General features: G+C 68.2%; 18 protein-coding genes and 1 riboswitch. Of the genes, 8 read left to right on the plus strand and 10 right to left on the minus strand.

The genetic code is table 11. The features are described 5' to 3' along the window. Position 1 precedes the first annotated feature (1 nt). A complete protein-coding gene (locus KEG57_RS22430) occupies positions 2-676 on the plus strand; it encodes a response regulator (RefSeq protein WP_272421086.1) in 675 nt (224 codons plus the stop codon). Between the two features lie 10 nt (positions 677-686). Here the strand turns inward: KEG57_RS22430 and KEG57_RS22435 are convergent, their stop codons facing one another. The 4 genes from KEG57_RS22435 to KEG57_RS22450 form a co-directional block, all read right to left on the minus strand. Next, positions 687-1088: a hypothetical protein gene (locus KEG57_RS22435; protein WP_272421087.1), complete on the minus strand. Its 402-nt coding sequence runs from the start codon at positions 1086-1088 to the stop codon at positions 687-689. 89 nt (positions 1089-1177) lie between these two features. After that, a complete protein-coding gene (locus KEG57_RS22440; protein WP_272421088.1) occupies positions 1178-1963 on the minus strand; it encodes a glycerophosphodiester phosphodiesterase family protein in 786 nt (261 codons plus the stop codon). A 5-nt stretch (positions 1964-1968) separates the two neighbouring features. After that, complete coding sequence (locus KEG57_RS22445) at positions 1969-3957, minus strand: lysyl oxidase family protein (RefSeq protein ID WP_272421089.1); 1989 nt, start codon at positions 3955-3957, stop codon at positions 1969-1971. Positions 3958-4094: 137 nt separating this feature from the next. Beyond that, entirely contained in the window at positions 4095-4580 is a 486-nt protein-coding gene (locus tag KEG57_RS22450) for a nuclear transport factor 2 family protein (protein WP_272421090.1), read from the minus strand. A gap of 113 nt (positions 4581-4693) precedes the next feature. After that, positions 4694-4807, plus strand: a riboswitch (TPP riboswitch). Between KEG57_RS22450 and thiC the strand changes: the two genes are divergently transcribed. After that, positions 4796-6676 (plus strand): phosphomethylpyrimidine synthase ThiC, encoded by a 1881-nt coding sequence (gene thiC / locus KEG57_RS22455; protein WP_272421091.1) that lies wholly within the window; start codon positions 4796-4798, stop codon positions 6674-6676. (Overlaps the previous riboswitch by 12 nt.) A gap of 9 nt (positions 6677-6685) precedes the next feature. On the opposite strand, the gene KEG57_RS22460 is transcribed toward thiC, so the two are convergent. Beyond that, positions 6686-7288: a TetR/AcrR family transcriptional regulator gene (locus KEG57_RS22460; RefSeq protein ID WP_272421092.1), complete on the minus strand. Its 603-nt coding sequence runs from the start codon at positions 7286-7288 to the stop codon at positions 6686-6688. Positions 7289-7410: 122 nt separating this feature from the next. On the opposite strand from KEG57_RS22460, the gene KEG57_RS22465 reads away from it, so the two are divergent. From KEG57_RS22465 to KEG57_RS22475, 3 genes are all read left to right on the plus strand, one after another. Further along, on the plus strand, positions 7411-8613 hold the full coding sequence (locus KEG57_RS22465; protein WP_272458788.1) for a cytochrome P450: 1203 nt from the start codon (positions 7411-7413) through the stop codon (positions 8611-8613). Between the two features lie 81 nt (positions 8614-8694). Further along, complete coding sequence (locus tag KEG57_RS22470; protein ID WP_272458789.1) at positions 8695-10239, plus strand: flavin-containing monooxygenase; 1545 nt, start codon at positions 8695-8697, stop codon at positions 10237-10239. Next, positions 10191-12401, plus strand: coding sequence for a cyclic nucleotide-binding domain-containing protein (locus tag KEG57_RS22475; protein ID WP_272421095.1), 2211 nt, complete (start codon positions 10191-10193; stop codon positions 12399-12401). Before KEG57_RS22470 ends, KEG57_RS22475 begins: the two co-directional genes overlap by 49 nt. A 130-nt stretch (positions 12402-12531) precedes the next feature. On the opposite strand, the gene KEG57_RS22480 is transcribed toward KEG57_RS22475, so the two are convergent. Then, positions 12532-14040 carry a protein kinase domain-containing protein gene (locus KEG57_RS22480; RefSeq protein ID WP_272421096.1) on the minus strand — a complete coding sequence of 503 codons (1509 nt, stop codon included), beginning with the start codon at positions 14038-14040 and terminating at the stop codon, positions 12532-12534. A 31-nt stretch (positions 14041-14071) separates the two neighbouring features. Next, positions 14072-14965 carry a serine/threonine-protein kinase gene (locus KEG57_RS22485; RefSeq protein WP_272421097.1) on the minus strand — a complete coding sequence of 298 codons (894 nt, stop codon included), beginning with the start codon at positions 14963-14965 and terminating at the stop codon, positions 14072-14074. A gap of 299 nt (positions 14966-15264) precedes the next feature. Between KEG57_RS22485 and KEG57_RS22490 the strand changes: the two genes are divergently transcribed. Beyond that, a complete protein-coding gene (locus tag KEG57_RS22490; RefSeq protein WP_272458790.1) occupies positions 15265-17505 on the plus strand; it encodes a S9 family peptidase in 2241 nt (746 codons plus the stop codon). Continuing rightward, positions 17502-18032 (plus strand): dihydrofolate reductase, encoded by a 531-nt coding sequence (locus KEG57_RS22495; protein ID WP_272421099.1) that lies wholly within the window; start codon positions 17502-17504, stop codon positions 18030-18032. Before KEG57_RS22490 ends, KEG57_RS22495 begins: the two co-directional genes overlap by 4 nt. A gap of 9 nt (positions 18033-18041) precedes the next feature. Here KEG57_RS22495 and KEG57_RS22500 read toward each other — a convergent pair whose 3' ends face one another. The 3 genes from KEG57_RS22500 to KEG57_RS22510 all read right to left on the minus strand — a co-directional run bounded on the left by KEG57_RS22500 (position 18042) and on the right by KEG57_RS22510 (position 23980). Beyond that, positions 18042-18953 (minus strand): PAS domain S-box protein, encoded by a 912-nt coding sequence (locus tag KEG57_RS22500; protein ID WP_272421100.1) that lies wholly within the window; start codon positions 18951-18953, stop codon positions 18042-18044. Between the two features lie 113 nt (positions 18954-19066). Continuing rightward, entirely contained in the window at positions 19067-21799 is a 2733-nt protein-coding gene (alaS, locus tag KEG57_RS22505; RefSeq protein WP_272421101.1) for an alanine--tRNA ligase, read from the minus strand. A 30-nt stretch (positions 21800-21829) separates the two neighbouring features. Continuing rightward, positions 21830-23980 (minus strand): TIGR04551 family protein, encoded by a 2151-nt coding sequence (locus KEG57_RS22510; RefSeq protein WP_272421102.1) that lies wholly within the window; start codon positions 23978-23980, stop codon positions 21830-21832. 457 nt (positions 23981-24437) lie between these two features. Here KEG57_RS22510 and KEG57_RS22515 point away from each other — a divergent pair, with 457 nt between their 5' ends. After that, positions 24438-26423: an OmpA family protein gene (locus KEG57_RS22515; RefSeq protein ID WP_272421103.1), complete on the plus strand. Its 1986-nt coding sequence runs from the start codon at positions 24438-24440 to the stop codon at positions 26421-26423. Positions 26424-26537 lie beyond the last annotated feature (114 nt).

Here is a 26537-nt window from a genome sequence, read left to right on the forward strand (position 1 = left end):
CATGAGCGCGACGAAGCGACGGATTCTCGTGGTCGACGACAGCGAGATTTGCCGTGAGCTGGTCAAGCTGCTCCTGCAATCTCGCGGCTTCGAGGTGATCACGCTCGACTCGCCGTTCGGCTTCGGCGCGGCTGTGGCGCGTGAGCAGCCGGATCTCGTGCTCGTGGACGTCAACATGCCGGCGTTGCACGGGGGCAAGCTGGTCGAGGTGGCGCTCCAGAAGGGCATCCTCTCGTGCCCCATCGTTTTTCACTCCGACCGGCCGGCGCGGGAGCTCCAGAGCCTCGTTTTGAGCACGGGCGCCTCGGGCTTCATCTCGAAGACGAACGACGGTGACGAGCTCGCCTCGCGCATCGAAGAGTATCTGAATGGCACGTGGCAGAAGCGGGACCGCGCCCCGGAGAGCATCCGGCCGAGCACGGCGCCGCCGGGCCCGCGCACCGACGTCCCGCCGCGCATGACGCGCCCCTCGGAGGTCCCGCCCCTCTCCGGCTCCACGTCCCAATCGCTCCCGCCCTTGTCCGCCGCCGCGCTCTCGTCGCGCAACGCGGACGCCGCGCCTTTGTCGCAGCGCAGCTTCGACGCGGCGCCTCTCTCGCAACGCTCGCCCGACGCGGCGCCCCACTCGCAGCGGACGATCACGTCGTCCACGGGCTGGGTGCGCGGGAAATTCTGAAATCGCTACGTTACGGCAGGTTGCAGGTCGTGTTGACGTAGGTCCGCCAGACCTGCTGGGCTGATCCGATGGGCCTGCCGATCGCGCTCGTCAGCCGGACGTTGCGCCGGATGAGCCGGGCGCAGCCTTGGTTGTGGAATCGCCGGAGATACTGGGCCGCCGCGTTTTTGCATTCGACGACGTCCTGCCACGTGCACGTCCGCTCCGGCTCCGGCAGCGGGACGAAGTCCCCGCTCGCGAGCCGCCTGTGGCCCCAGGGCATGGGCGTATACCCTTGCGCGATGTCCTGACACGCCTGATTCGCGGCGTCCCAGCCCATTTGAAAAGGATTCCGGGTGCAAGCCGCATCGGCGGCCGCGCTCGTGAAGAGGCCCGCGATCAGCAATGCGGCGCCGGCCCAGTAGCTCTTCATGGTGACTCCCCCCGAGGGAATGCCGCCCGACCCCCCTGGCCGAGCAGGCAGACCGTCTCATGCGGGACATGGAGCCCGTCCGTCCGGCGTCAATCGCCCGGCTGTCGCCCGAGCACCCGCGCGCCGAGCTCCGGAAAGTCCGTCATGATCCCGTCCACGCCCATCGCGACGAGCGCGCGCATCTCGGCTTCCTCGTTGATCACCCACGCGTGCACCTCGAGCCCACACGCGTGCGCGACCTCCACGAAATACGGCGTCACGATCGGGATCCCCGCGAGGCTCGTCGGCACCTGCAAGGCAAACCCCCGCGCCACGTAGCCCGGGTTTCCCCCATTGCAGAGGAATTCCAGCGACTCGGGCAGGCACATCCCGGTCAAGACCCCCGGGATCCGCCGCCGGATCTTCTCCATCAAGGACCCGGGCTCCGCCGTCAAGAGCACCCGCTCTCGCCCTTCGTGCCGATGGAGCACCCATTGCACCGCGGAGACCAGCGACTCCGCGTCGTCCTTGAGCTCGATGTTGAGCGGCACGCCAGGGAAGGACGTCAGCACCTCGGCGAGCGTCGGGATCCGGATGCCGCGGCCCCGGAATGGGTAGGCGCCGTCCGGATCCTGGAACCCGTATCCCGCGTCGAGCTCACGAGTCTCGGAAAAACGTTTTTTCGAGGCCGGCCCCGCGCCGTCCGTCGTGCGCGCCACGTCCTCGTCGTGCAGCACGATCACTTCCTCGTCGGCCGTGAGGTGCACGTCGAGCTCGAGGCGGTCCGCCCCCGCCGCGAGCGCGGCGGCGAAGGCGGGCAACGTGTTCTCGGGCGCCGTACCGGAGGCGCCGCGGTGCGCGAACAGGCGGGGGCGGGGGCCGTCCTTGTAATGCATGGTGATCAGGGGATCGTCACGGGCACCGTGGCCGTGTTGTTGTCGAGGCTCACCTCCTCGAACTCCCGGCTCGGGTTGAGCTTCACCTGGATGAAGTACTCACCCGCCGGCACGTCCGTGATGTCGAGCCACTGGCAATCGAGCGTGTTGCCGTAAAGATCCGACCAGCCGCGCTGGATGCCCTGATCCTCGCACGTGTAGATCTTGTTGCAGCCCACGTTCGGGCCGAAGGCGATCTGCTGCGTGTCCTCCATGCAATACGCCTGCTTGCGCCCGGTCACGACCTCCTTGCCGTTCTTGTCGAGCAGCGCGTACGTCGCGAACCCGTTGAAGTGGTAATGGCCGTGGCAGGGCGAGAACAGGAACAGGTCCGGCCGCTCCGACGGCGGTGGCACCGTCAGCGTCGCCATGCCCTGGTTCTTCGCCTCCACGCTGAAGCGCAGGAGCTTTCGTTCGCCCGTCCCGCCCACGCACTCCTCGATGAACGCGCACGAGTTCGGGCTCACGTCGAGCTTGTCGAAGAGGATCTCCTCGGCGAGCCGCTTCTCGTCGATTACGAGGTCCGCCATCGGCTCGTTCGCCGCGTGGCAGCCGCAGTCCGTCCCGCAGAACTCGCCCGCGCCGCAGGGCGGATCACACACGGGCGCCTCGTTGTTGCAGTCCGCGAACACCTGGCATTTCGACGTCGCCGGCACGCAGAGCGAGCCCTCGGCGCACGTCCCGCACGTCCCGCCGCAGCCGTCGTCGCCGCATTGTTTGTCCTGGCAATCCGGCGTGCACGGGTCGGGACGGCATTTGCCCTCGGCCGAGCAGGCGAAGCCCGTATCGCACGTCCCGCAGTCGCCGCCGCAGCCGTCGTCCGTGCCGCAATAGAGACCGTCGCAATGCGGCACGCAGCCGTTCGCCGTGAACTTCACCTGCAGGTCGAACGCGCCGTACTGGGACGCGTCGAACCCGTCGACGATGAGGTAATACGTCCCCGGATCGAGCGCCGCATCCACGCGCGAGCCGTAATCGCCGGGCGGCGAGGCGTCGTCGCTGCAGCCCACGGTCGCCGCGGGTTTGTTGTCGAGGCAATTCGTCCGGATGTGAAGCACCGTATCGTAGCCGGAGACGCGCGCCTCGATGCCCATCTTCTCCGTCAGCGTGAACGTGTAGACCGTCTCCACCGCCGTGCTCGTCGAGTTGCACGTCGGCACGACCTCGTGCAGGCCGTTCGTCGTGTCCCCCGTGATCTGGTGGACCCCGAGGAATTCCGTGCCCGCCGGGAGCAGCTCGAGCGGCGCCGCGCAGGAGCCCGGCTGGTTCGCGGGTTTGCACTCGTTCGTCGCGTTCGCGCACGCCTCACCCGCGGGACAGCTCCCGCAGCTCCCGCCGCAGCCGTCGTCGCCGCAGACCTTGCCCGTACAGTCGGGCGTGCAATCCGACGTGCACGACGCACACCCCGGCCCGAGCTCGTGCTTGCAGGTGTCCGTGGCCTCGTCGCAAGAGTCCGCCGTGCATTCGGCGCCGTCGTCACACGGGTCTTTCCCGTTTACACACTGGCCCGCGACGAGCCGCTCCGCGCCGTTGCAGTAGACGCCGTCGCTGCACGTGAGCTCCGTCGCGGGCGAGGTGATCGGCTCGCCGAATCTCGCGCCCTCGTATTGCGCGTTGAAGTTCAGCTTGAAGAGGCCCGTGCGCACGGGCGCCGTCAGCGTGCCCGTAAACGTGCCGCGGCCGTCCGGATCCACCTCGCCGGAGAGCGCGAGCGATGCGCTCGCGAAGCCCTGCCCCTCCGGGAGCGTGAGCGTGACCTCGCCGGGCACCCACGTCGCTTGCCCGCTGTTTCGTGCGTCGACCTTGACGTTGACCGTGCCGCCGGGCTTGGCGCGCGCGTCGATCGTGACGACCGCGTCTGCGATCGCGAACTCGGAGACGTCGTCCGAGCAGCCGGGAACGAGCACGTGGAGGGCCGGGAGGAAGCAGAGCGGGATGAGCCGTCGATATCGCATGCGAAGCCTCGCCTTTGGAGTGCGGAAGGGGCCGGGAGCGCGGCCCTCGGATCTCGCATGATAAGCGGACTCGCGGCGCGATCCACGCGCGAAATGTGGGGGCAGCCGGGCCGTCCCCGGCGACGAGCGCCGCGGCTTCAGGCGCCCGCGCGTTCGGGGTTCTTTGCCATGTACTCGGCGAGCCCCTTCGTCGCCATTGCGCGGACCTTGCCCTGCAAGAAGGGCGTCCATCCGAGCAGGATCCCCGCGGGCCCGAGCGCCATCCGTGTCCAGCGCCAGAGGTCGAATCGGTCCGTGTGGCGGGCGATCTTTCCGTCGCGGAACTCGAACGAGGCGTCGACCACGTTGTGCACGTGTCTCCCTGTGGCCGAAAACGAATAGTGGGCCTCCCAGTGCGCGCTTCCCGTGGAATCATCGGCGCGCACGTCGCTGAATTCGAGCGTGAGGTCTTTCCCTCGCTCGCAGAGCATGCGCCACATCCCGCGCGCTCCGGCCGCGTCGAGGCCCACGAAAACCGAGTCCGAGAACGTGACGTCTCGGTGATAACAGGCGATCATTCCCTCGGCGTCGCGCTTCTGAAACGCCCGATAAAATTGCTCGATCAAGGCTTGATTGGGGTGCATGGCAGGCGAGCGAGCGGACCACGGGCCGGTGAGGACGTCAAGCCGAAGGGCCGCGGAGAACCCATGTGTGTCGTTCGGGCGTTGACGCCGGGCCGAGCTTCGACCAGACCCACGGCTCGACCTAGGGGAGCCTCTGGCTGAGACGGTCTGCCGCTTTTTGTGGCGGGTCGAACCCTTGGAACCTGAACCGGTTCGTACCGGCGGAGGGAAGTGTCATGAGCACCGTGAAACAGCAGCGGGTCGACGAGGCCCGCCTCCAGACCATCACGCGCGGGCCGCTGCCCGGATCGAAGAAGTCGTACCAGACGGGCGTCCTCCACCCGGACCTGCGCGTCCCGCTGCGCGAAATCTCGCAAACACCGACGCGGGAAGGCTACGGCGACGCGGTGCGTCTCGTGCCGAACCCGCCCGTCTGCGTCTACGACACGAGCGGCCCGTACACCGATCCCGAGGCCGAGATCGACGTCAGGAAGGGCCTCGCGCCGCTGCGCGCCGCGTGGATTCGCTCGCGCGAGGACGTCGTCGAACTCCCGCGCGTGAGCTCGGAGTATGGGCAGAAGCGCCTCGACGATCGCTCGCTCGACGCATTGCGGTTTCATGCGCCCCGCCGGCCGCTGCGCGCCGCGGCCGGGAAAAACGTCACGCAGATGCATTATGCGCGGCGCGGGATCATCACGCCCGAGATGGAGTTCGTCGCGATTCGCGAGCAGCAGCGGGCCGCGGAGCGCATCCGCAAGCAGCACCCGGGGCGCTCGTTCGGCGCGGCGATCCCCGAGAAGATCACGCCGGAGTTCGTCCGCGACGAGGTCGCCCGCGGCAGGGCCATCATCCCGGCGAACGTCAATCACCCCGAGCTCGAGCCGATGATCATCGGCCGCAACTTCCTCGTGAAGATCAACGCGAACATCGGCAACAGCGCGGTCACCTCCTCGATCGAGGAGGAGGTCGAGAAGATGGTCTGGTCCATCCGCTGGGGCGCCGATACCGTGATGGATCTTTCCACGGGCCGGAACATCCACGAGACGCGCGAGTGGATTCTCCGCAATGCCCCCGTCCCGATCGGCACGGTGCCGATTTACCAGGCGCTCGAAAAGGTCGGCGGCAAGGCCGAGGACCTCACCTGGGAGATCTATCGCGACACGCTGATCGAGCAGGCCGAGCAGGGCGTCGATTACTTCACGATTCACGCGGGCGTTTTGCTCCGGTACGTCCCGCTCACGGCGAATCGATTGACGGGTATCGTCTCGCGCGGCGGATCCATTCTCGCGAAATGGTGTCTCGCGCACCACGAGGAGAACTTCCTCTACACGCATTTCGAGGAGATCTGCGAGATCATGCGGGCCTACGACGTGAGCTTCTCGCTCGGCGATGGCCTCCGGCCCGGCAGCATCGCGGACGCGAACGACGACGCGCAGATGGGCGAGCTCGCGACGCTCGGCGAGCTCACGCAGATCGCCTGGAAGCACGACGTGCAGGTCATGATCGAAGGCCCCGGCCACGTGCCGATGCACATGATCGAGCACAACATGACCGAGCAGCTCCGCATCTGTCACGAGGCGCCGTTTTATACGCTCGGGCCGCTCACGACCGACATCGCCCCCGGCTACGACCATTTCACGAGCGGCATCGGCGCCGCCATGATCGGCTGGTTCGGCACGGCGATGCTCTGTTACGTCACGCCGAAGGAGCACCTCGGGCTGCCGAATCGCGACGACGTGAAGGAGGGCGTGATCACCTACAAGATCGCGGCGCACGCGGCCGATCTCGCGAAGGGTCACCCGGGCGCGCAGGCGCGCGACGACGCGATGAGCAAGGCGCGCTTCGAGTTCCGCTGGGAGGACCAGTTCAACCTGGGCCTCGATCCCGAGCGGGCCCGCGCGTTCCACGACGAGACGCTCCCGAGCGAGAATGCCAAGGTCGCCCATTTCTGCTCGATGTGCGGCCCCCATTTCTGCTCGATGAAGATCACCGAGGACGTGCGCAAATACGCCGCCGAGAAGGGCGAGGTCCTGCCGGAGAAGGCGCTCGTGCGTGGCATGAAGGAGAAGAGCGCCGAGTTCGTCGAGGGCGGGAGCGAGATCTACCGGAAGGTTTGACGCGGGGCCTCAGCGCCCGGGCAGGTGGTTGTCCGGGCGCTTGCGGCGGGGGCGGCCGAGCAGGCGCCGCCCCGCTTCGAGCAGGTGCTCGCGCAGGGTGTCGTCGTCGATGCCCGCGTATTCGGGTGCGCCGCCGACCATCGCGAGCCCCGTGAACACGACGTGCACCGCGATCGCGTCGGCGAGGCTCGGGTTTTCCCCGGCGAGCACCGCTTTCATTCTGGTTTTGACGTCCTCGCCGCGCGGCGTCCGGAACGCCCGGTTGATGACCCGCTGGATGCCGGGGTCGCTGTTGTACAGGCTGAGCAGCGAGCGCTGGCGGACGATGAGCTCGACGAATCCCGAGAGCGCGTGATCGATCTGCGCGCCCCGGCTCCGTAGCGCGCGCGCTTCTTCGATGATCTGGTCGAGCTCCTGGACCCCGGGCGCGGCGACGGCCTCCGTGATCTCGTCCTTCGTCTTGAAGTGGTAGTAGACGGCGGCCTTCGTGACGCCGAGCTCGTCGGCGATCATCTGCAGGGACGTGCCCTCCACCCCGTGTTCGCTGAACAGCTTCAGCGCGGTGTCGAGCAGTCTGGATCGGGTGTCGGTGGCGGCGGTGCCGGCGGTCATGCGCTCTCCTCGCGGAACGCCAGACAGTACCCCGGCTGCTGGACACAGGTCACGTACTTGCCGCTCGGCTTGAGCTGTGCTTGCCGATCGGCTAGGCTGCTCGCCCGAATCGAGGTGGAACCATGTCAGCCGATGCCGTTCCGACGCTTCATATCAGCCGAACCTGCCCGTATGCGCCGCCCGCGGAGCATCGCAAGCTCCGCGTGGAGACGCCGATCGCCAAGGTAAAACTGCCCAATGGGAGGATCGTGTGGGTCGCCACGAGCCACAAGGACATTCGGGCGATCCTGTCCGATCCGCGGTTCAGCAGCAACCGGCGCGATCCCAATTTCCCCTCGCTGGCGTACGAGCGCCCGGCCTCGAGCAACCTCAAGCCGATGCTGCTCGAGCTCGACCCGCCCGAGCACGGGCCCGCGCGCCGCGCCGTGCTCGGTGAGTTCACGTTGCAGCGGATCAACGCGCTCGGGCCGCGCATCCAGCAGATCGTGGACGAGCACATCGACGCGATGCTCGCCGGGCCGCGCCCGGTCGACCTGGTGCAGGCGCTCTCCCTGCCGGTGCCCTCGCTCGTCATTTGCGAGCTGCTCGGCGTGCCCTACGCCGATCACGAGTTCTTCCAGAAGCACTCTTCGGTCATCGTGAGCCAGAAGCTGCCGGCCGACGTGATCATGGGATCGGTCGTCGAGCTCATGACGTATCTCGGAAAACTCGTGGGCGCGAAGGCGCAGAACCCCACCGAGGATCTGCTGAGCCGCCAGATCCGGAAGCAGCTGGCCGAGACCGGCGCCGTCGATTTCGAGGGCATGGTCAGCATGGCGTTCCTGCTCCTCATCGCCGGGCACGAGACCACCGCGAACATGATCTCGCTGAGCACGCTGGTGCTGCTGCAGCACCCGGAGAAGCTCGCCGCCATCAAGCAGGACCCGTCGAAGACCATCGGGGCCGTCGAGGAGCTTTTGCGGTACTTCACCATTGCGGAGTCCGCGCTCGGTCGGGTCGCCACGGCGGACGTGGAAATCGGCGGCGTGGTCATCAAGGCCGGCGAAGGCGTGTTCGCCCTGGCCAACACGGCGAACCGCGATCCGGAGGTCTTCGAGAACGCCGACGAGCTCGACCTCGAGCGAGGCTCGCGCAACCACCTCGCGTTCGGCTTCGGCCCGCACCAATGCCTCGGGCAGAACCTCGCCCGGCTGGAGCTCCAGATCGTCATCGACACGCTGTTCCGCCGCATCCCCGAGCTCAGGCCGGCCGTGCCTTTCGAGGAGCTCTCGTTCAAGGACAGCTCCACCGTCTACGGCATGAACGAGTTCCCCGTCACCTGGTGAACCGGGCTGCGGGCGGCCTCTCTGGTCCTCGGCCGGCCTTTGCCGTAGCATCCGGGTTCTTTCTTGAACCACGGAGGGCGCATGGCATCGGTGGGCATCATCGGGGGTGGATTGAGTGGGCTCGTGGCCGCGAAGACGTTCCTGCGGGGCGGCTTCGAGGTCACGGTGTTCGAGAAGGAAGACGAGGTCGGCGGCGTCTGGGCACGCTCGCGCCGCTACCCCGGCCTCCAGACGCAAAACGCCCGCGACACCTACGCATTCTCCGATTTCCCCATGCCCAGCCACTACCCCGAGTGGCCCGAGGGCGCCCAGGTCCAGGCCTATCTCGCGAGCTACGCCGACCATTTCGGCGTCACGCCACGCGTCCGTCTCCGCACCCAGGTGGGCGAGATCCGCCGCCGCGACGGAGGCGGGTTTGTCGTGGACACGCGCCCCGTGGGCGCCCCCGCATCCGAGCGGAACACCCACACCTTCGACCAGGTGATCATCTCCAGCGGCCTCTTCAGCCTGCCGCACATCCCCGCGATCCCCGGCCGCGAGGCGTTCGAGGCGAACGGGGGCCGCGTGCTGCACACGACGGCGTTCCACGACACGAGCGTCGTGCGGGGCAAACGCGTGGTCGTCGTGGGCTTCTCGAAGTCGGCGTGCGACGTGGCGTCCGTCGCGGTGGAGCCCGCGCGCGAGGTGACGCTCGTCCACCGGAGCACTGCGTGGAAGGCGCCGCGGTTCCTGTTCGGGGTCGTGCCCACGAAGTACCTGCTCCTGAACCGCTTCTCCGAGATGTTTTTCCTGCACCCGCGCGCGGAGGGCTTCGAGCGCGCGATGCACGAAAAGGCTTTCGGGTTTGTCGCCTGGTACTGGAACCAGGTCATGGGCGCCCTCGACATGGACCTCGGGCTCACCAAGACCGGCCTCCGGCCCGAGGCGCCTCTGAGCGACGTCGGTTGCTCGCTCAACATGGCGCCCGTGGGCTTCTACGAGGCCGCGCAGCGCGGGGCGCTGAAGCTCCACCGGGGCGAGATCGCGCGGTTCCACGAAGGCGCCGTCGAGACCTCGGACGGCAAGCGCATCCCGGCCGACGTTGTGATCTTCGGGACGGGTTTTCGCCAGGAGTTCCCGTTCCTCGAACCCTCGCTCCAGCGCATCGTGCAGGACGAGGAGGGCACATTCCGGCTCTATCGCGGCCTCTACCACCCCGACGTCCCGGGCCTCGGTTTCTGCGGCTTCATCAACAGCCTCTACAGCCAGCTCACCTCGGAGGTCGGCGCGCGGTGGCTCTGCGAGCTCTTCCGGGGCCGGATGAAGCTGCCGCCGCGCGAGGAGGTGATCGCCCGCATCGACGAGCACCTCGCCTTCCGCAAGCGCGAGCGGCCGGACGCGTTCACGGGCGGAGCTTGCATCGTCCCGTGGAACTTCCACTACATCGACGACCTTTGCCGGGACATGGGGGCGCGGGTGCGCAGGCTGCCGCAAAATCCCTTCCGCGAGTTCCTCCTTCCGGTGGATCCTTCGCTCTACGCGGACCTCGAGGAGGAGCTCGATGCGCGCGCCCGCGAGGCGCGTGATCGCGACGAAGCATGCAGAACCCCCGAGACTTCAAGAAGCTCTTCAAACGCCTTCTCCTGAGCCCCGTCGCGGGCATGTCCTGGGAGGACAAGCTCGCGTTCGTGCGCGCGTACATGCGCGAGCTCGAGTCGCGCAAGGACCCGATGGAGGAGTCCGCCGAGCTCGAGCCGGCGATCGAGATCGTCCCGTTCGAGGCCGGCCGAAGGCCCATGGACGAGGCGCTCGGCCCCGGGCTCGGCGCGAGCGAGCACGCGGGCCTCGTGTCGACCGCGGCAAAGGACGCGCACACAGACGACCTCTGCCTGCTCTACCAGGTGAAGGACCTCTACGCGTACGTCGCGCCGTTCCAGCGCTCGTTCGAGGTCCGCATGTCGGTCGAGTTCCTGCCGCACGTCGAGGGCGACGGCGAGCCTTGCCCCGTCCCGGGGCTTTCGGGCATCGTGCTCAAGCCACAGGTCGTCTCGGCCGCCGCGTACCCGTTCCCCGCGATCGAGGAGGCGTCGTGGAACGAGTTCTACAAGACCGTCTACGCGGCGACGTTGAATCCAGAGGGCCTCCTGCCGCGCCGCAAAGGCAGCCCCGAGGGGCGCGGGTACGACTGGTCCGAGGTCGCACCCTCCCTGCGCGCGCGCACGCCCGACGGTGCCGATCCGTTCACGTTCGCGCACCTCTTCCACCAGAAGCTGCGCATCACGCTCGCCCTTCACACGGAGGGCAGCAAGTACATGGCCGAAGACACGATCGAGGCCGAGATCTACGACACGGGCCGCTTCGGATCGCTCTACGCGCGGCTCTGCGAGCGGCTCATCCCGGCCGACACGAAGCTGCAGGCCGACGTGCTGGACATCCCGGATCTGCACGTCGGATACCACCCGTGGTTCCCGGTCCTCACGATTGGCACCGACAAGGCGATGCTCTACCTGCACGCCATCCGGCAGGACCTCGGCGAGCAGCGGCGAAACCTCCCCGATCCCGCGTGGCTCCTGCGCGTCGGCCTCTACCTGGAGCTGCTCACGTGCCTCGGCATCTTCGGGGCCGTGCGGGCCGAGCACCCCGATCTGCTCTCGCCGGCCGAGCGCCAGGTGTTCGAGAAAAGCCCGGTCTTCGCGCGGATCCGCGAGCGGATCGACGTCGCGGCGTGGAGGCGGGTCTGGGCCATGCGCGAGATCGTCCCGCGCTCGTCGGATCTGCTCGCGGCCGGGCCCGTGAGCTTCGCGAACCTCCTGCGCAAGCAGAAGGCGACGCTCGCGTTCCTGCACGCGCATCACGAGGACCTGAAGCACGCCATCGCGCTCGCCGGCCCGAACGTCGAGAACGCGCAGGAGACCTGGCACCGCGTCTTCCGCGACGCCGAGCGCGCGGTCCTCAAGAACGGCCTCGCCGCGTTCCCCGAGCTCGGTTGGCTCGACCAACGCACGCGTGACTTCGCCATGTGGCACCAGCGCGGCGTCTTCGGCAGCTACGCGCTTCCCGAGTCGTTGACCGGGGCCTTCGGCGATCAGGACGGCCTCTTCCCCTCGGCGTGTCGGCAGTACCGCCAGTCGATGAACGAGGTCGCGCGTTTCGCCCGTGAGCGTGGACTCATGGATCACACGGGCGACGAGTGCATCCCGCGCACCGCGAGCCTCTTCGAGGCGTACATGCGCGGCGACAGCTCCCTCGTCGACGCCCTGCAGCGGCGTGACGGCTACGGCGGCGGGCTCGACGCGGCCGAGCCGCTCTCCCTCGGGCCCGAGCCCACGCATGCCGACATCGCGGCGCTCCTTCGCCGCGTGCCGGTCTTCAAGCCGCTCACGGATCGCGAGGTCGAAAGGCTCGCGCAGAAGACACGCCCCGTCGTCTACGGCCCGCACGATCGTGTGGTGCGCGAGGGCGACCGGGGCTCCTCACTCTTCATCCTCGCCGCGGGCACGGTCGAGGTCCTCGTGCGCCAGCAGGGCGGCCAGGACGTCGCCGTGGCCACGCTGGAGCGCGGCGCGGTCTTCGGGGAGGTCGCGTTGCTCACGGGCTGCGAGCGCACTGCTACCGTGCGCACGACCTGCGAGTCGACGCTCTACGAGATCAGCAAGCAGGCGCTCGCGCCGATCATCGAGTCACGCCCGCAGCTCGTGGTCGAGCTCGGCCTGCTGATCGCCGCGCGGCAGCTCGATCGGGAGGGCCGCATGCGGCAAGCGAGCCCGGACGGGCTCGCGGGTCGGATCCGGAAGTTCTTGCTCGGTTGAATCGCGTGCAAAGGCCGCATCGCGGCCTTTGCATCCAACGTCCAGGGCTTGCCCTGGTCCGGGTCGAGGGGTGGACAACCCCTCGTCGGGTCCGGGGTGAAACCCCGGCGCTACGCTGTGAAAACCCCTCTTACGTGCCATCGAGCAGCCAGATCATGGCCTCGGCCTCGTCCTGGAAGAACGCGAACGAGGGCAAGCCTTGCTCGATGGACATGCGCGCGAGCTGCATCTTCGTCAGCGTACTCGACACGATATTTGCGGCTCGCACGCAGCCGTTTTTCTGGGCGACCTCCATCGTCCGCTCCACGAACGCGCTCACGTCGGGCTTCTGGGCTGCGAAGTCCGCGGTGTCCGCGAGGACGCGCCAGCGCTTGCCCCAGAGCGGCTGCGTCACGCGCGCGAACTCCTCGTAGTAGGCCCGCGCCTGATCGACCGTCCAGAAGCCCCATACCGAAAGCCGCACGAGCCTACGCTCCCGCTCCACGCGGATCGTGTATCCGCTCCGGGCCCGCGACACGGACGACTTCACCCGCTCCAGCGAGGACGGCGGCGTCGAGTGCCGGCTCGTCCGTGACGGCGTCGGGTGCTTCGTTTCCTCGCTCGGCGGCGGGATCGAGGGGCGGGAGCCGCGCGCCGGAGGGGGCGGCGTCGATTCGTACGTGACCGAAATGTAGGGCTCCCGCGGCGGAGGCGGCGTCGAGTGGCTCGGGTCCACATGGTCCGCGGGGAAGAGGGCCTCGGAGAGCGCGACGAGTGCGGCGGAGGCGCTCGGGAATCGATCGCCCGGGTTTCGCGCGACACACCGTGAAAACCAGGCGTCGACTGCCGCGGGCAGCTCCACGGCGTGGCGCCGCCGCGCCCGCGTCGCGGGGGGCTCGGGCAGCGGGTTGTCGAGGCAACGCGCGAGCGTGATGATCGAGGGTGCCTTCTCGAACTCCTCGGCCCAGTACGGCGCGCCGACGAGCAGCATGAACGCCGTGTGCCCGAGCGCGTAGACGTCGACGGCGGGGCCGATGGGCTGGTCCATGAAGATCTGCTCGGGCGCCATGAAGTAGGGGCTGCCGAGGATGGTCTTCGTCTGCATCCCGATGCCGAGGTGGCCGTCGGCCTTGGCGATGCCGAAGTCGAGCAGCTTGAGGCACGGCGAGCCGTCGTCGCGGTACGTCAGAAAGAGGTTGTCGGGCTTGATGTCGCGATGCACGACGCCTGCCGCGTGGGTCTTGTCGAGCGCGAACGCGGCCTGCGCGAGGTAGGTGCGCACCTCGCCGGGGGGCAGGGCGCCGCGCTCGGTGACGACCATGCCGAGGTCGCGCCCGCGCAGGAGCTCCATCGCGAGGAAGGGCAAACCCGAGGGCACGTCCACGCCGGCGTCGATCACGCGGACGATGTGATCACTCTCGAGCTCCCCGAGGATCCGCGCCTCGCGTTCGAAGCGCGCCTTGAAGTCTGCGTGCTCGGCGAGCAGGTTCGGGTGGATGATCTTCAGGGCGCGGCGGCCGGCGGTGCGTTCGTCCGTGGCCTCGTAGACGGCGCCCATCCCGCCCGTGCGGATCGTGCGCACGATGCGGTATCGCTCATGAAAGAGCTGCGCGGGGGCGAGCAGAAAGATCGGCACCGTGTCCGCGCCGGGGTCCGACATGTGCCGAGCGTACGGGCAGACAAACGCCGATTCAAGGCAAGCCGAGATCGTCGTCCTCGAGCTCCGTGGTGCGACCGAGCGCCTTGCAGAGCTCGGTCCACGCCTCCTGCATCGACGTGAAGCGGTGCGAAGGCTGGCTCGCGAGCACCCGCGCGACCCACGGATCCACGGCCTCCGGCAGATCGGGCCGGAGCGCGCGCAGGCTCGGGCGCGGGTCGGTCGAGACAGCGCGCAAAAGTTCCACCATCTTGCGTGCGGGGAACGGGAGCCTGCTGCCGATCATGCGGAAGACGACGGCGCCGAACGAGTAGACGTCGGCGCGGTGATCGAGGTCCTTGGGTTTGCCCGCCCAGATCTCGGGCGCCATGTACGTCGGGGATCCGGCGATGGTGCCGTCGCGCGTGACCGTGAAACCTCCGACCTCCTTGGCGAGGCCGAAGTCGAGCAGCCGCACGCGGCCCCGCGCGCGCGTGCGCAGGACGAAGATGTTCGCGGGTTTGACGTCGCGGTGCACGATGCCGCGCGCGTGCGCGGCGGAGAGCGTCTCGGCGACGGGGCGCATGATCTCGAGCGCGCGATCGATGGGCATGGGCCCACCTTTCGCCTCGACGCCGCGCACGTAGGCCTCGAGATCCTTGCCCTCGAGCAGCTCCATCACGATGTAGAGCGTGCCGTTGTCCGAGCGGTTGAAGGCGAGGATCTGCGTCGCCGCCGTGCCGCTGAGCAGGCCCATGGCGCGCGCCTCGCGGGCGATGCGCGTCGTGAACACGGGCTCGCTCGTGATGTTCGGCAGGAGGCACTTCACGGCGACGGGCGCGCTGAGGTCCATGTCCTCGGCGCGGAACACGTAGCCGTGGCCGCCGCTGCCGATGAGATCGAGGAGCTTGTACCGACCGTCGATGACATCACCCGCTCGATACGACATGGCGCTCCTCGTCTGGCCGCGTCTTTCCGCCGCGGCAGGCTCGTACGATACCGAAGGCGCCCCGAGGGCCGCAACGGGCAGCCGGACCTCGTGGCGGAACGCGAGAGAAGCACCCGCGCGCGCCGCACGTTGCAGATTTGAAAAACGTTTCGGGTTGCCTGTCCTCGTCGGCGACGGTAGGGGCGATGCGATGTCCGGGCCAGGGCGCGGCGCGGAACGCGCCGGCTCGGCGGTTCCGCTCCTGGAGGCGCGTTCCGTAGGCCATGCCCGAGGGCGAACCTGGGCTATCCTTCGCCGCGATGATCCGACGCACCCCGTTCGTCCTTCCGCTCCTCCTCGTCCTCGGCTGTTCGGGCGAGGGCCTGCCTCCGGCGCCCGCGCCGACCACGAGCCTGCCGGCCGCGTCGCCGTCCGCCGCGACGAGCGCCGCCGCCGCGGAAAAACCGGCACCGAAGGGCCCGGTCGCGCCGATTGCCAAGAAGGAGCCGCGCGTCACCGAGCTCCACGGCGTGAAGCTCGTCGACGACTATGCGTGGCTGAGCAAGAAGGACGCGCCCGAGGTGCTCGAGCACCTGCGCGCGGAGAACGCGTACAGCGAGGCCATGACCGCCGCGCTCACGCCGGTGAAGGACCGCATCTATGGCGAAATCCTCGGCCGCCTGCAGGAGACCGACGTGGAGGTCCCCTCCCGGGAGGGCGCGTATCTCTATTACACGCGCACCGAAAAAGGGAAACAATACCCCATTTACTGCCGCAAGGCCGTGAAGGGCGGGGACAAGGCGCCCGAGGAGATCGTGATCGATCCGAACGAGATCGCGAAGACCGAGAAATACGTGGGCCTCGGCCCGCTCGCGTTCTCCGAGGACGGCAATCTCCTCGCGTATGGCCTCGACACCACCGGCTTCCGGCAATTCGTGCTTCACGTGCGGGACCTCAAGACGGGCAAGGATCTCGCGGATCGGGCCGAGCGCGTCACGTCGGTCGTGTTCGCCAAGGATGGCAAGACGCTCTTTTATACGGTCGAGGATCCCGTCACGAAGCGCTCGCACAAGTTTTTCCGGCACAACCTCGGCGACGACGCGGCCAAGGATGCGCTGCTCTACGAGGAGAAGGACGAGCGGTTCCGCCTGCATTCGGCTCGTTCGAGCAGCAAGAAGCTCATCTTCGTCCAGTCGAACAGCCACACGACGAGCGAGGTCCGTTTCCTGCCCGCGGACAAACCCAGCGCGTCGCTCACGCTCGTCGAGCCGCGGGAGCAGGACCACGAGTACGACGTGGATCATCGCGGCGACGAACTCGTGATCCGCACGAACAGCCCCGCGAAGCCGGGCGATCCGAAATCGACGAACTACCGGCTCGTCGTGGCCAAGGTCTCATCCCCGGGGCGTGCGTCGTGGAAGGAGACGATTGCGCACCGCAAGAACGTGATGATCGAATTCGTCGAGCTCTTCTCGACGTTTGCCGTGGCCTTCGAGCGCGAGGACGGCCTGCGCCAGATCCGGGTGCTCGACCCGAAAAAGCTCTCCCTCGACGGCTCGCACCGGGTCACGCTGCCCGAGCCGATCTTCACGCTGCGGCAGGGGGACAACCGCGAGTTCGACGCGACGTTCTATCGATTCCGGTTCGAATCACCGACGACGCCTCCCACGGTGTACGATTACGAACCGAAGAAGCGCGCGCTCGTGCAGAAGAAGCGCGTGGAGGTCCCGAACTACGATCCCGGCCGGTACGAGTCGAAGCGGGTGCACGCGACGGCCAAGGACGGCACGAAGATCCCGGTTTCGCTGCTCTACAAAAAAGGGACGAACCCGGACGGGAAGAACCCGCTCTTCCTATATGCATACGGCTCGTACGGCTTCCCCATCTTCCCGATGTTCTCGGCGCAGGCGTTCTCGCTCGTGGATCGCGGCGTGGTCTGCGCGATCGCCCATATTCGCGGCGGCGGCGAGCTCGGCGAGATCTGGCACGACGCCGGGCGCATGAAGACGAAGATGAACACGTTCACCGATTTCGTGGACGCGACCGAGGGCCTCGTGCAAATGGGCTGGGCCGCGAAGGATCGCATCGCGATCCAGGGCGCGAGCGCGGGCGGTCTGCTCATGGGCGCGGTCCTGAACATGCGCCCGGATCTGTATCGCGCGGCGATCGCCGACGTGCCTTTCGTCGACGTGATCAACACGATGCTCGACGAATCCCTCCCGCTCACCGTCGAGGAATTCGAGGAGTGGGGCAATCCCAAGAAGAAGGACGAATTCGAATACATCGCCCGCTACAGCCCCTACGAGAACGTCGGGAAGAAGGCGTATCCGTCGATCCTCGTGAACACGTCGTACAACGACAGCCAGGTGATGTACTGGGAGCCCGCGAAATGGGTGGCGAAGCTCCGTGAAATGAAAACGGACCAGAACCAGCTCCTCCTGCGCATTCACCTCGATCCGGCCGGGCACGGGGGCAAATCAGGGCGTTACGAGCGAATGCAGGAGATGGCGTTCAAGTACGCGTGGCTGCTCGATAGGCTCGAGGTGAAGGACGGGAAATGACGACCGAGCCCCGCCTCGCCCTGATCGCCGCCGTCGCGGAGAATGGCGTCATCGGCGTCGACAACCGCCTGCCCTGGCGGCTTCCGGGCGACCTCGCCCACTTCAAGGCCACGACCATGGGCAAGCCCATTGTCATGGGCCGCAAGACCTGGGAGAGCATCGGGGCAAAACCCCTGCCTGGCCGCAAGAACCTGGTCGTCACGCGGAAGGACGATTATCGCGCGCCGGGAGCGGTGGTCTGCCACTCCTTTGCCGAGGCCATCGGACGGGCGCGCCTCTTTGCGGCGGAGGTCGGCGCCGGCGAGATCGTGGTCATTGGCGGGGAGGCCTTGTTTGCGGAGGCGCTCGCGCAGGCGGATCGGCTGTATCTGACGGAGGTCCACGCCCGGCCCGCGGGCGACGCCTTTTTTCCCGCATTCGACCGGGCAGAATGGCGGGAGATCACGCGCCGCGACGAACCGGAGCAGGGGACCACGTCCCCCGCGTACAGCATCCTGGTGCTGGACCGGAATCGTCCGGCCTCCTGACCTAGCGGTTCAGGCTTGGCGGGGCCGGGGCCGCGCTGCCTTGCGGGCCTTGCCGCGCTCCTGGATCGCCCACGCGATCCCGTCTTTCAGGCTGCGCACCGTGATCACGCCGTGCACCTCGACGCCCATGGTGATCAGCGTCTGCGCCACGTGGGGCTGGATCCCGGTGAAGACGGCCTTGGCGCCGATGAGCTTCACGGCGTGCGCCGTGCGCACGAGCGCCTCGGCGACCTGGGTGTCGATCGTCGTGATGCCCGTCACGTCGAGCAGCACCGTCTCGGCCGCCATGTTCACCACACCTTCGAGCAGCGTCTCCAGCACGACCTGCGCGCGCTTCTCGTCGATACGCCCGACGAGCGGCATTGCGAGCACGTCGTCGGCAATGGGAATGAGCGGCGCCGAGAGCTCCCGGAGCGCCTGCTCCTGCGCGTCGATGAGCTCCGCGCGCAGTTGCTCGTTCCGCGTTGCGTGCTCCTCCGCGCGCCGCCGATCCGTGACGTCGATCCCGACGGCCTGAAACGCCGCGACGTTGCCCGCTTCGTCGAGGATCGCGCGATCGATCCAGTTGAGCCATCGCACCTCGCCCCCAGGCGGCAGCACCCGGTGCTCGAGTTCGATGACTGGCTCGTTCGGCCCGAGTCGGGCGAGCACGTCGGCGATGAGGACCTGATCCTCCTCCGGGACGAGGGGCGCGAAACGGTGGCCGATGAGCTCTTCGCGCGTCTTGCTGAAGTAGCGGCAATACGCGTCGTTCACGAAGGAGAGCGTGCCATCCATGCTGAACCTGCAGATGAGCTCACGCTGGTCCTCCACCAGCGTCGCGTACATCTGCGTCTTCAACCACAGCTCCCGCTGGAGCTCCGCGTTGCGGCGCTGGAGCTCCGCCACCTGCGCTTCGAGCGAATCCGTGTCCTGGCTCATCCCCATCGACCCGTGGAACCGGTCGACGGTAGGGCAATACGCCGCGCCGAGGCAAGCGCGGCGTGAGGAAGATCCTGAAAGAGGTAGGGGAGACGTGTAGGGGGACGCCCGAATTACGCCGTCACGAGACGCTCGACCTCGCCATACGTCGCCGCGATGGCCTCGTCGATCTTGCCGGCCTCGGGGCCGCCGGCCTGCGCCATGTCGGGCCGGCCGCCGCCGCGCCCGCCCACGATCGCGGCCACGTTCTTGATCACGTCGCCGGCCTTCACGCGGCTCGTCGCGGCCTTCGAGACCATCACCGCGAGCTGCGCCTTGCCCGCGTCCACCGCGCCCACGAGCACGAGGCTCGACTCGCCGAGTTTGTCCCGGAGCTTTTCCGCGATCTCGCGCAGCGCCGCCGCCTGCGTGCCATCGGGCATGCGACGCGCGAGGACCTTGATGCCCGAGATATCGCGGGCCTCCGCGAGCATCGCGTCGATCCCGCCGCCCCCGCCGCCGCCGGGACCGCCGCCCTCGATGAGCCTGCGCTCGAGCTCGGCGACCTTCTTCTCGAGCTCGCGCTCGTGCGCCACGATCTTGCCGATCTTGTCCGAGAGATCGCCGCCCTGCGCCTTCGCGACCTGGCGCGCCTTCTGGATGTCGTCTTCGAGGCTCCGCACGTAGCCGAGCGCGTTCTTGCCCGTCGCCGCGAAGACGCGCCGCACGCCGGCCGCGACGCCGCCCTCGCCCGTGATCTTGAACAGGCCGATGTCGCCGAGCGCCCGCGCGTGCGTGCCGCCGCAGAGCTCGATCGAGTCCTGGGTCATCGTCAGCATGCGGACGACGTCGCCGTACTTCTCCTCGAAGATGGCGACGGCGCCGCGCTTGCGGGCCTCGTCGACGGGCAGGACCTCCGTGAGCACCGGCGCGTTCTCCAGGACCTTGCCGTTCACGAGGTCCTCGATGCGCTCGATCTCGTCGCGCGTGAGGGGCTTGTTGTGCGCGAAGTCGAACCGGAGCATGTCCGGCGCGACACGCGAGCCCTTCTGCTGCGCGTGCTCGCCGAGCACCGTGCGCAGGGCCCAGTGGAGCAGGTGCGTCGCGGAGTGGTTGCGCCGCGTGGCCGAGCGCGCCGCGGGATCGACGGTGAGCGTGACCTTCTGGCCCACGCTGACCTCGCCCGTCTCGATCACGCCCTCGTGCACCACGAGCCCCGTGAGCGGGCGCTGCGTGTCCGTGACGCGGATGCGGAGGTCGCCGGCCGTGATCACGCCGATGTCGCCGACCTGGCCGCCGCTCTCGGCGTAGAACGGCGTCTCCTTCACCACGACCTCGACGTGCGCGCCCGCGTTCGCCCGGTCGACGAGCGCGCGGGTGGGTTTGCCTTGGCCGTCTTTCTTTTCGACCGCGAGGATCGCGACGACCTCGCTCTCGCCCGCCTCGCGCTCGTAGCCGGTGAAGGCCACGGGCGAACCGAGTTTTTCCCGCGCCTGCCGGTACGCGGGGTCGAGGGCGGCCGTCGGATCGATCGGTCCGTCGGCCTCGTCCGCGCCCTTGATGATCTTGTTGGCGCCCTCGACATCCACGCCGTAGCCCTGCTCGCCGCAGATGACCTGCGTGAGATCCAGGGGGAAGCCGTACGTGGTGAAAAGATCCGCGGCCGCGGGCGCCGCGAGGGTCTTGTCGCCCTTCTCGCGCATCGTATCGAAGTGCTCGTCGAGGATCTTCATGCCGCGCTTCAACGTGGCGCGGAAGCGGACCTCCTCGTCCTCGGTGACACGCGCGATGAGCTCACGCCGGTCGCGGAGCTCGGGGTAGACGTCGCCCATGCGATCCACGACGAGCAGCGCGACCTCGTGGAGGAACGGCTTTTCGATCCCGAGCCGGTAGCCGTGCCGGATCGCGCGGCGCATGACGCGACGGAGCACGTACTCGCGCCGCTGCTTCTCGGGCATCACGCCCTCGGCCATGAGGAAGGCCGTGGTGCGGGCGTGGTCGGCGATGACGCGCAGCGAGATGTCGTCCGGCGCGAGGCTCGCCCCGTACGTCTTGCCCGCGATCTCGGCCGCGCGCTCGACGAGCGGGCGGAGCAGGTCGGTGTCGTAGTTCGACGTGACCCCTTGGAGCACGAACGAGATGCGCTCGAGGCCCATGCCCGTGTCGATGCTCGGCGCAGGCAGCGGCGTGACCGGCGCGTCCTTCTCCGCGCGGTCGTACTGCATGAAGACGAGGTTCCAGATCTCGGTCCAGCCCGAGCCGTCGAGCCGGGGCTCCTCGCCGAACCGCGAGAGGTCGACCTCGTCGCCCGTGAAGAAGTGGATCTCCGAGCAGGGGCCACACGGGCCGGTGTCGCCCATGGTCCAGAAGTTGTCCGCCATGCCGAGCCGGAGGATGCGATCGTCGCCGAAGCCCGTGACCTTGCGCCAGATCTCGGCCGCCTCCTCGTCCGCGGGGAAGTTGTTTTCGCCCTTGAACACGGTGACGACGAGCCGCTCCTTCGGGACGCCGTAGACCTTCGTGAGCAGCTCCCAGGCGCTCGTGATGGCCTCTTCCTTGAAGTAGTCGCCGAAGCTGAAGTTGCCGAGCATCTCGAAGAACGTGTGGTGGCGCGCGGTGACGCCGACGTTCTCGAGGTCGTTGTGCTTGCCGCTGATGCGGATGCACTTTTGGCTGCTCGCGGCGCGCGTGTACGGGCGGCGATCCTTGCCCGTGAAGACGTCCTTGAACGGCACCATCCCGGCGTTGACGAACATCAACGTGGGATCGTTCTGCGGGACGATCGGCGCGCTCGGGACGACCTCGTGGCCGCGGGAGGCGAAGAAATCGAGGAAGGTGCGGCGAATCTGATGGCTCGAGGCGGACATGGCGCCCGCCCATCTACCATGTTTCGCGCCTCAGAACATGATCCCGAGGTACCAGCGGAGCGTCTGCGCCGTCTCGGTCTCGAGCGTGGGCGCATTGCGGTTCTCCGGCGCGCTCTCGTAGCGGCCGATCTCGCCGGGCAGGTAGTCGAAGCCGCCGAGCGGGAAGAGCACGCCGTACTGGAGCATCGTGTAGAAGCCGCCCATCTGATCGGGCTTGTCGTTCAGCGTGCCGTCCTTCGCCTGGAAATACAGCGAGAAGTCGAGCTCGACGCCGAGGTCGCGCTTGTTGCCCGGCGTCTGAATGAACTCGCTCGCGCGGCTCCAGATGAGCGCCGCGCTGCCGCCGAGGCGCTGTCCGTTCGGGTCGCGCGCGAAGTCGTACTGCACGGAGGGGCGGAAGTAATACGCGCCCTGCACGCGGCTCATGATGTTGCGCCAGAGGATGAGATCGACGCGGTAGTCCGGGTGGAACCGGCCCGTCGAGAACGTCCGATCGGCCGTGAGCTGCCGATCGATCCGGCCCGATGGCGGCGCGAGACCCTCGACGTCGGGATCACCCGAAGCCCAGCCGAAGCCGAGGTCGATGCGGAGCTTGTCGTCGAGGAGGCGGATCTCGCTCTGCGACGCGACGATGAAGCTCCGCACGGTCCAGCCGGTGTCCTCGGCGTCGAGCGGGTTGCGCTCGACGGTGGTGCTGCCCGCGGGCTGGAGGTTGTCGATCGTGCCGTAGGTCATCGAGGCCTCGGCCTCGAAGCGGAACTTCTTGTAGAGGAACTGGAACCAGAGGTCTGGCGTGAAGAACTGCGCGCCGCGGCGTGCATAGCCGGCGCGGATGCCGGTTGCCGACTGGCCGAACGTGGCGCTCGTCGCGGCATCGGTGGTGTCGTTCGCGAGGACCTGGTTGCGGTACGCGAAGTAGATGCCGCCGTTGATGACCGGCAGCCCCTTGGCGAGGTCGAGCCGCGCGAGCTCGGGATCACGCTTGCGCGCGGCCATGAACACGTACTGGCTCACGTCGTCGAGCTGGCCGAGATCGTAGGGCTGGCCCTGCTGCTCGCGGAGCGCCGCGCTTGTCGGCCCCTCGCTGATGAAGTCCCACGCGCCGGCGAAGTAGAGGTCGTACTTCTTGATGCCGGTCACGAACATGATCCGGTCGACCGTGCTCTGGTAGTCCGAGTCGTAGCCGTTGCCCTCGTTGTTGAGGATGCCGAGGCCCCACTGGTTCGGCATGCGGCCGAAGCGGAGGAGGCCGACGGGCGTGACGTACTCGCCCCAGGCGCGCTTGACGATGATGCTGTCGACGGTGCTGGTTTGTCCCGCGACGGGCGCCCACGAGGTGGTCGCGAGCACGCCGAGCGGCGCGTAGCCGCCGCGCTCGCCCACGGTGTAGTTGCCGCCGACCGCGGGCGTGTTCCAGTAGCCCTCGGGGGTGGAGCCGAGGACGAAGTTGTCGAGGATGTCGATCTGCGAGAGGACCCGGAGGTTGTCGCTGATGTGCAGCTCCGGCGTGAGGCGGAAGCGCATGTTCGCGCCGGCCTGCGTGTTGTTCTCGCAAGCCGAGGTCGCCGTGGGATCGTCGCCGCAGAGGGGGACGGTCTGGACCGCGCCCGACGTGGGGTAGTAGGCGTTGTCGGGCGGCTGCGGCCAGAGCGCGCGATCGGGCAGCTCGCGACGGCCGAGCGCGAAGTGATGGAAGAGCTCGGCGCGCACGCGGAAGAGGCCGTGAATCTCCAGGCTTGGTCGCGCCTGTGACCACCAGTCCTCGGCGAAGACGTCGCTCGGTCGCACGCCGACATCGCCCGTCGGCGGAGGACGATCGGCGCCCTGGCGCGTGAGCGCGCGCGCGTCGCGATCCGGATCCGGCGTGGCAGCGACGGGCGCGGCAGGCTTCGGCGCAGGCGGGGTGGAGGTCTGCGACGCGGCTTCCGGCGCGGCTTGCGTCGACGTGCCTGCGCCCGTGCCGTTCGGAGGCACGAGCGGCTCGTCTGCGGGCGCGGGCGCGGGCGCGGGCGCAGGCGCAGGCGCAGGCGTGGTTTCTGCGGGCTTTGGCGGAGGCGGCGCCGCGGGCTGGGCGAGGGCGGACCCTGCCGCCGTGAGGCCGAAGGCGAGCGCCGCGAGGGATGCTGCCGTTCTCGTTCCCGATCCGTACGAGGAGCCTAGGTACCGCGACGAAATTCGCATGGCGCGTTTGCTGCGTGTGTCGCGCCGGACGGGGCCCCGCCTTGGAATCCGCGTGCCGCGCGCTTTGGGTGTCGTAACGAGGTTCGTCTCGCCGTGCCCGCGCACGGCTCGTCCGGGCGCTCGGGCAGGGGCGATGTCTCACGCCGAGCGGGTGTGGTCAACGTGGATCGATGTTGGCCGCGTGGCCAAGGGACAGGTTCCGAGGTCCCTCGGGGAAAACCCGGCCCGGCCCCTCGGGCCGCGGACGGCCCCGCCGCGAACGTGCTTTTCGCGGGGCCGGAGCGGCCGGCCGAGCGTCAGCCGGCCGGCGAATCGCGTCCAGTACGGCCAGAACGGCCCGAAATTTCACCCGAATCCAGGATCCCCGTTGCGGCGCTCGGGACGGTCTTCTATTCCTGCAATTCTCGTGTACCGCCGTTCCCAACGTGCCGGTTTGCCGTCCGCGCCAAGAGGGTTGATGAGAACGCGACTATCGCCAAGGCTGCTGACTCTTCTGGGACTTCTCTCCGTCTCGCTCGTCCCGACTGCTGCGCTGTCCCAGGAGAGCGCCGCGAGCGGCGCGAAGGAGGGAGAGTTCTCCGTCCAGCGGTTCGAACCCGTGCCGGGGTCGAAGAACTACCTCACGGTCGCGGGGGCTCGCATGGACGCCGCGATGGGCTTCACCGCGGGCCTGATGGTGAACTACGCGAACAAGCCGTTCGTGGTGAAGAGCTGTAGGGCGCAGGCCGACTGCAGCGCGCCGAACGCCGCGACGCAGGATGTCGCGGTCATCAGCGACATGTTCACCGCCGATGTGCTCGCGTCGCTGACGCCGGTGCCGGTCGTGCAGATCGGCCTGCGCCTGCCCGTGATGTACGTGAGCGGCTCGGGCATCAACCTCGACACGGGCGGGCCCGATCCGAACGGCCTCAAGGCGTTTGGCGTGGGTGACGCGACGCTCGAAGGCAAGTTCCGCTTCTTCGGTGATCCGAAGACGAGCGCCGTGGTGCTCGGCGGCGCCGTCGACGTGTCGGCGCCACTCGGCACGATCACCGCGAAGGACAAGTACATCGGCAACAGCACGCCGATCACCGCGGGCGGCCGGCTGATCTTCGACGGCTCGTTCGGCGGGGTCTCGTTCGGCCTGAACCTGCGCGGCGTCTACCGCCCCGAGGCGCGCCTCGGCTCGACGACGGTGGGTCCCTTCGAGTTCCGCTACGGCGCCGCGCTCGGCTATCGCGTGAGCCCGACGGTCCGCGTGTTCGCCGAGGGCTTCGGCGGCACGAAGTTCAGCTCGCAGAACGGGACGAACTCGCTCGAGGTCGACGGCGCCCTCCAGATCACGCCGCTCAGCGTCCCGCTCGCCTTCACGCTCGGCGGCGGCGGCGGCGTGCTGCAAGGCGTGGGCGTGCCGCTCTTCCGCGCGCTCGGCGGCATCGCGTTCGTCGCCGAGGTCGGCGACGAGGATGGCGACGGCATCAACGACAAGGACGACAAGTGTCCGTCGATCGCCGAGGACAAGGACGAATTCGAGGACGACGACGGCTGCCTGGAAGACGACAACGACCAGGACAAGGTCATCGACGTCAACGACAAGTGCCCGCTCAAGCCGGAGACGATCAACGGCCTGAAGGACGACGACGGCTGCCCCGACGAGCTGCCCGACAAGGACAAGGACGGCATCGGGGACGCGGACGACAAGTGCCCGGACGACTTCGGCAAGATGCGCGTGAAGGAGTTCTACGGCTGCCCGGACAAGGATCAGGACGGCGTCGCCGACAAGGCCGACGGTTGCCCCGATCAGCCGGAAGACACGGACGGCTTCTCCGACACCGACGGCTGCCCGGATCCGGACAACGACGGCGACAAGATCAACGACGATCTCGACGAGTGCATCGACACGCCCGAGGTCTACAACGGCTTCAAGGACGAGGACGGCTGCCCCGACGAGTCGCCGGACTCGGACAAGGACGGCATCCCGGACGACAAGGACAAGTGCCCGAAGCAGCCCGAGAACCTGAACGGCTTCGAGGACACGGACGGCTGCCCGGACAAGGGCCCGGCGCTCGTCACGATCACGGAGGACGACATCAAGATCCTCCAGCGCGTCGAGTTCGCGACGAACAGCGACAAGATCCAGGGCGCGACGAGCTTCGCCGTGCTCAACGCGGTCTCGAGCGTGCTCGAGATCCACAAGGAGATCTTCCTCGTGGAGGTCGCGGGTCACACGGACAACGTCGGCAAGACGGAGGAGAACCGGGCGCTGTCGCAGAAGCGCGCGGAGGCCGTGGTCAAGTACCTGATCGACAAGGGCGTCGACAAGGCGCGGCTCCAGGCGAAGGGCTACGGCCCGGATAAGCCGATCGCCGACAACAAGCAGGCCGCTGGCCGCCAGAAGAACCGCCGCGTCGAGTTCAACATCCTGAAGTCGGCGAAGAAGGCACAGGCGGCCCCCCCGCCCTGAGCCGGCTCGATGGAGGAGCGGGGCGACGACGTCTTCGCCTCGCTCCTCGCCCCTCCCTCCTCCCTCGCGATCCAATCTCCAAAAGGAACCAAATCCCGGGTCGGGTGTCCTGGT

The organism is Polyangium jinanense (assembly GCF_028435365.1).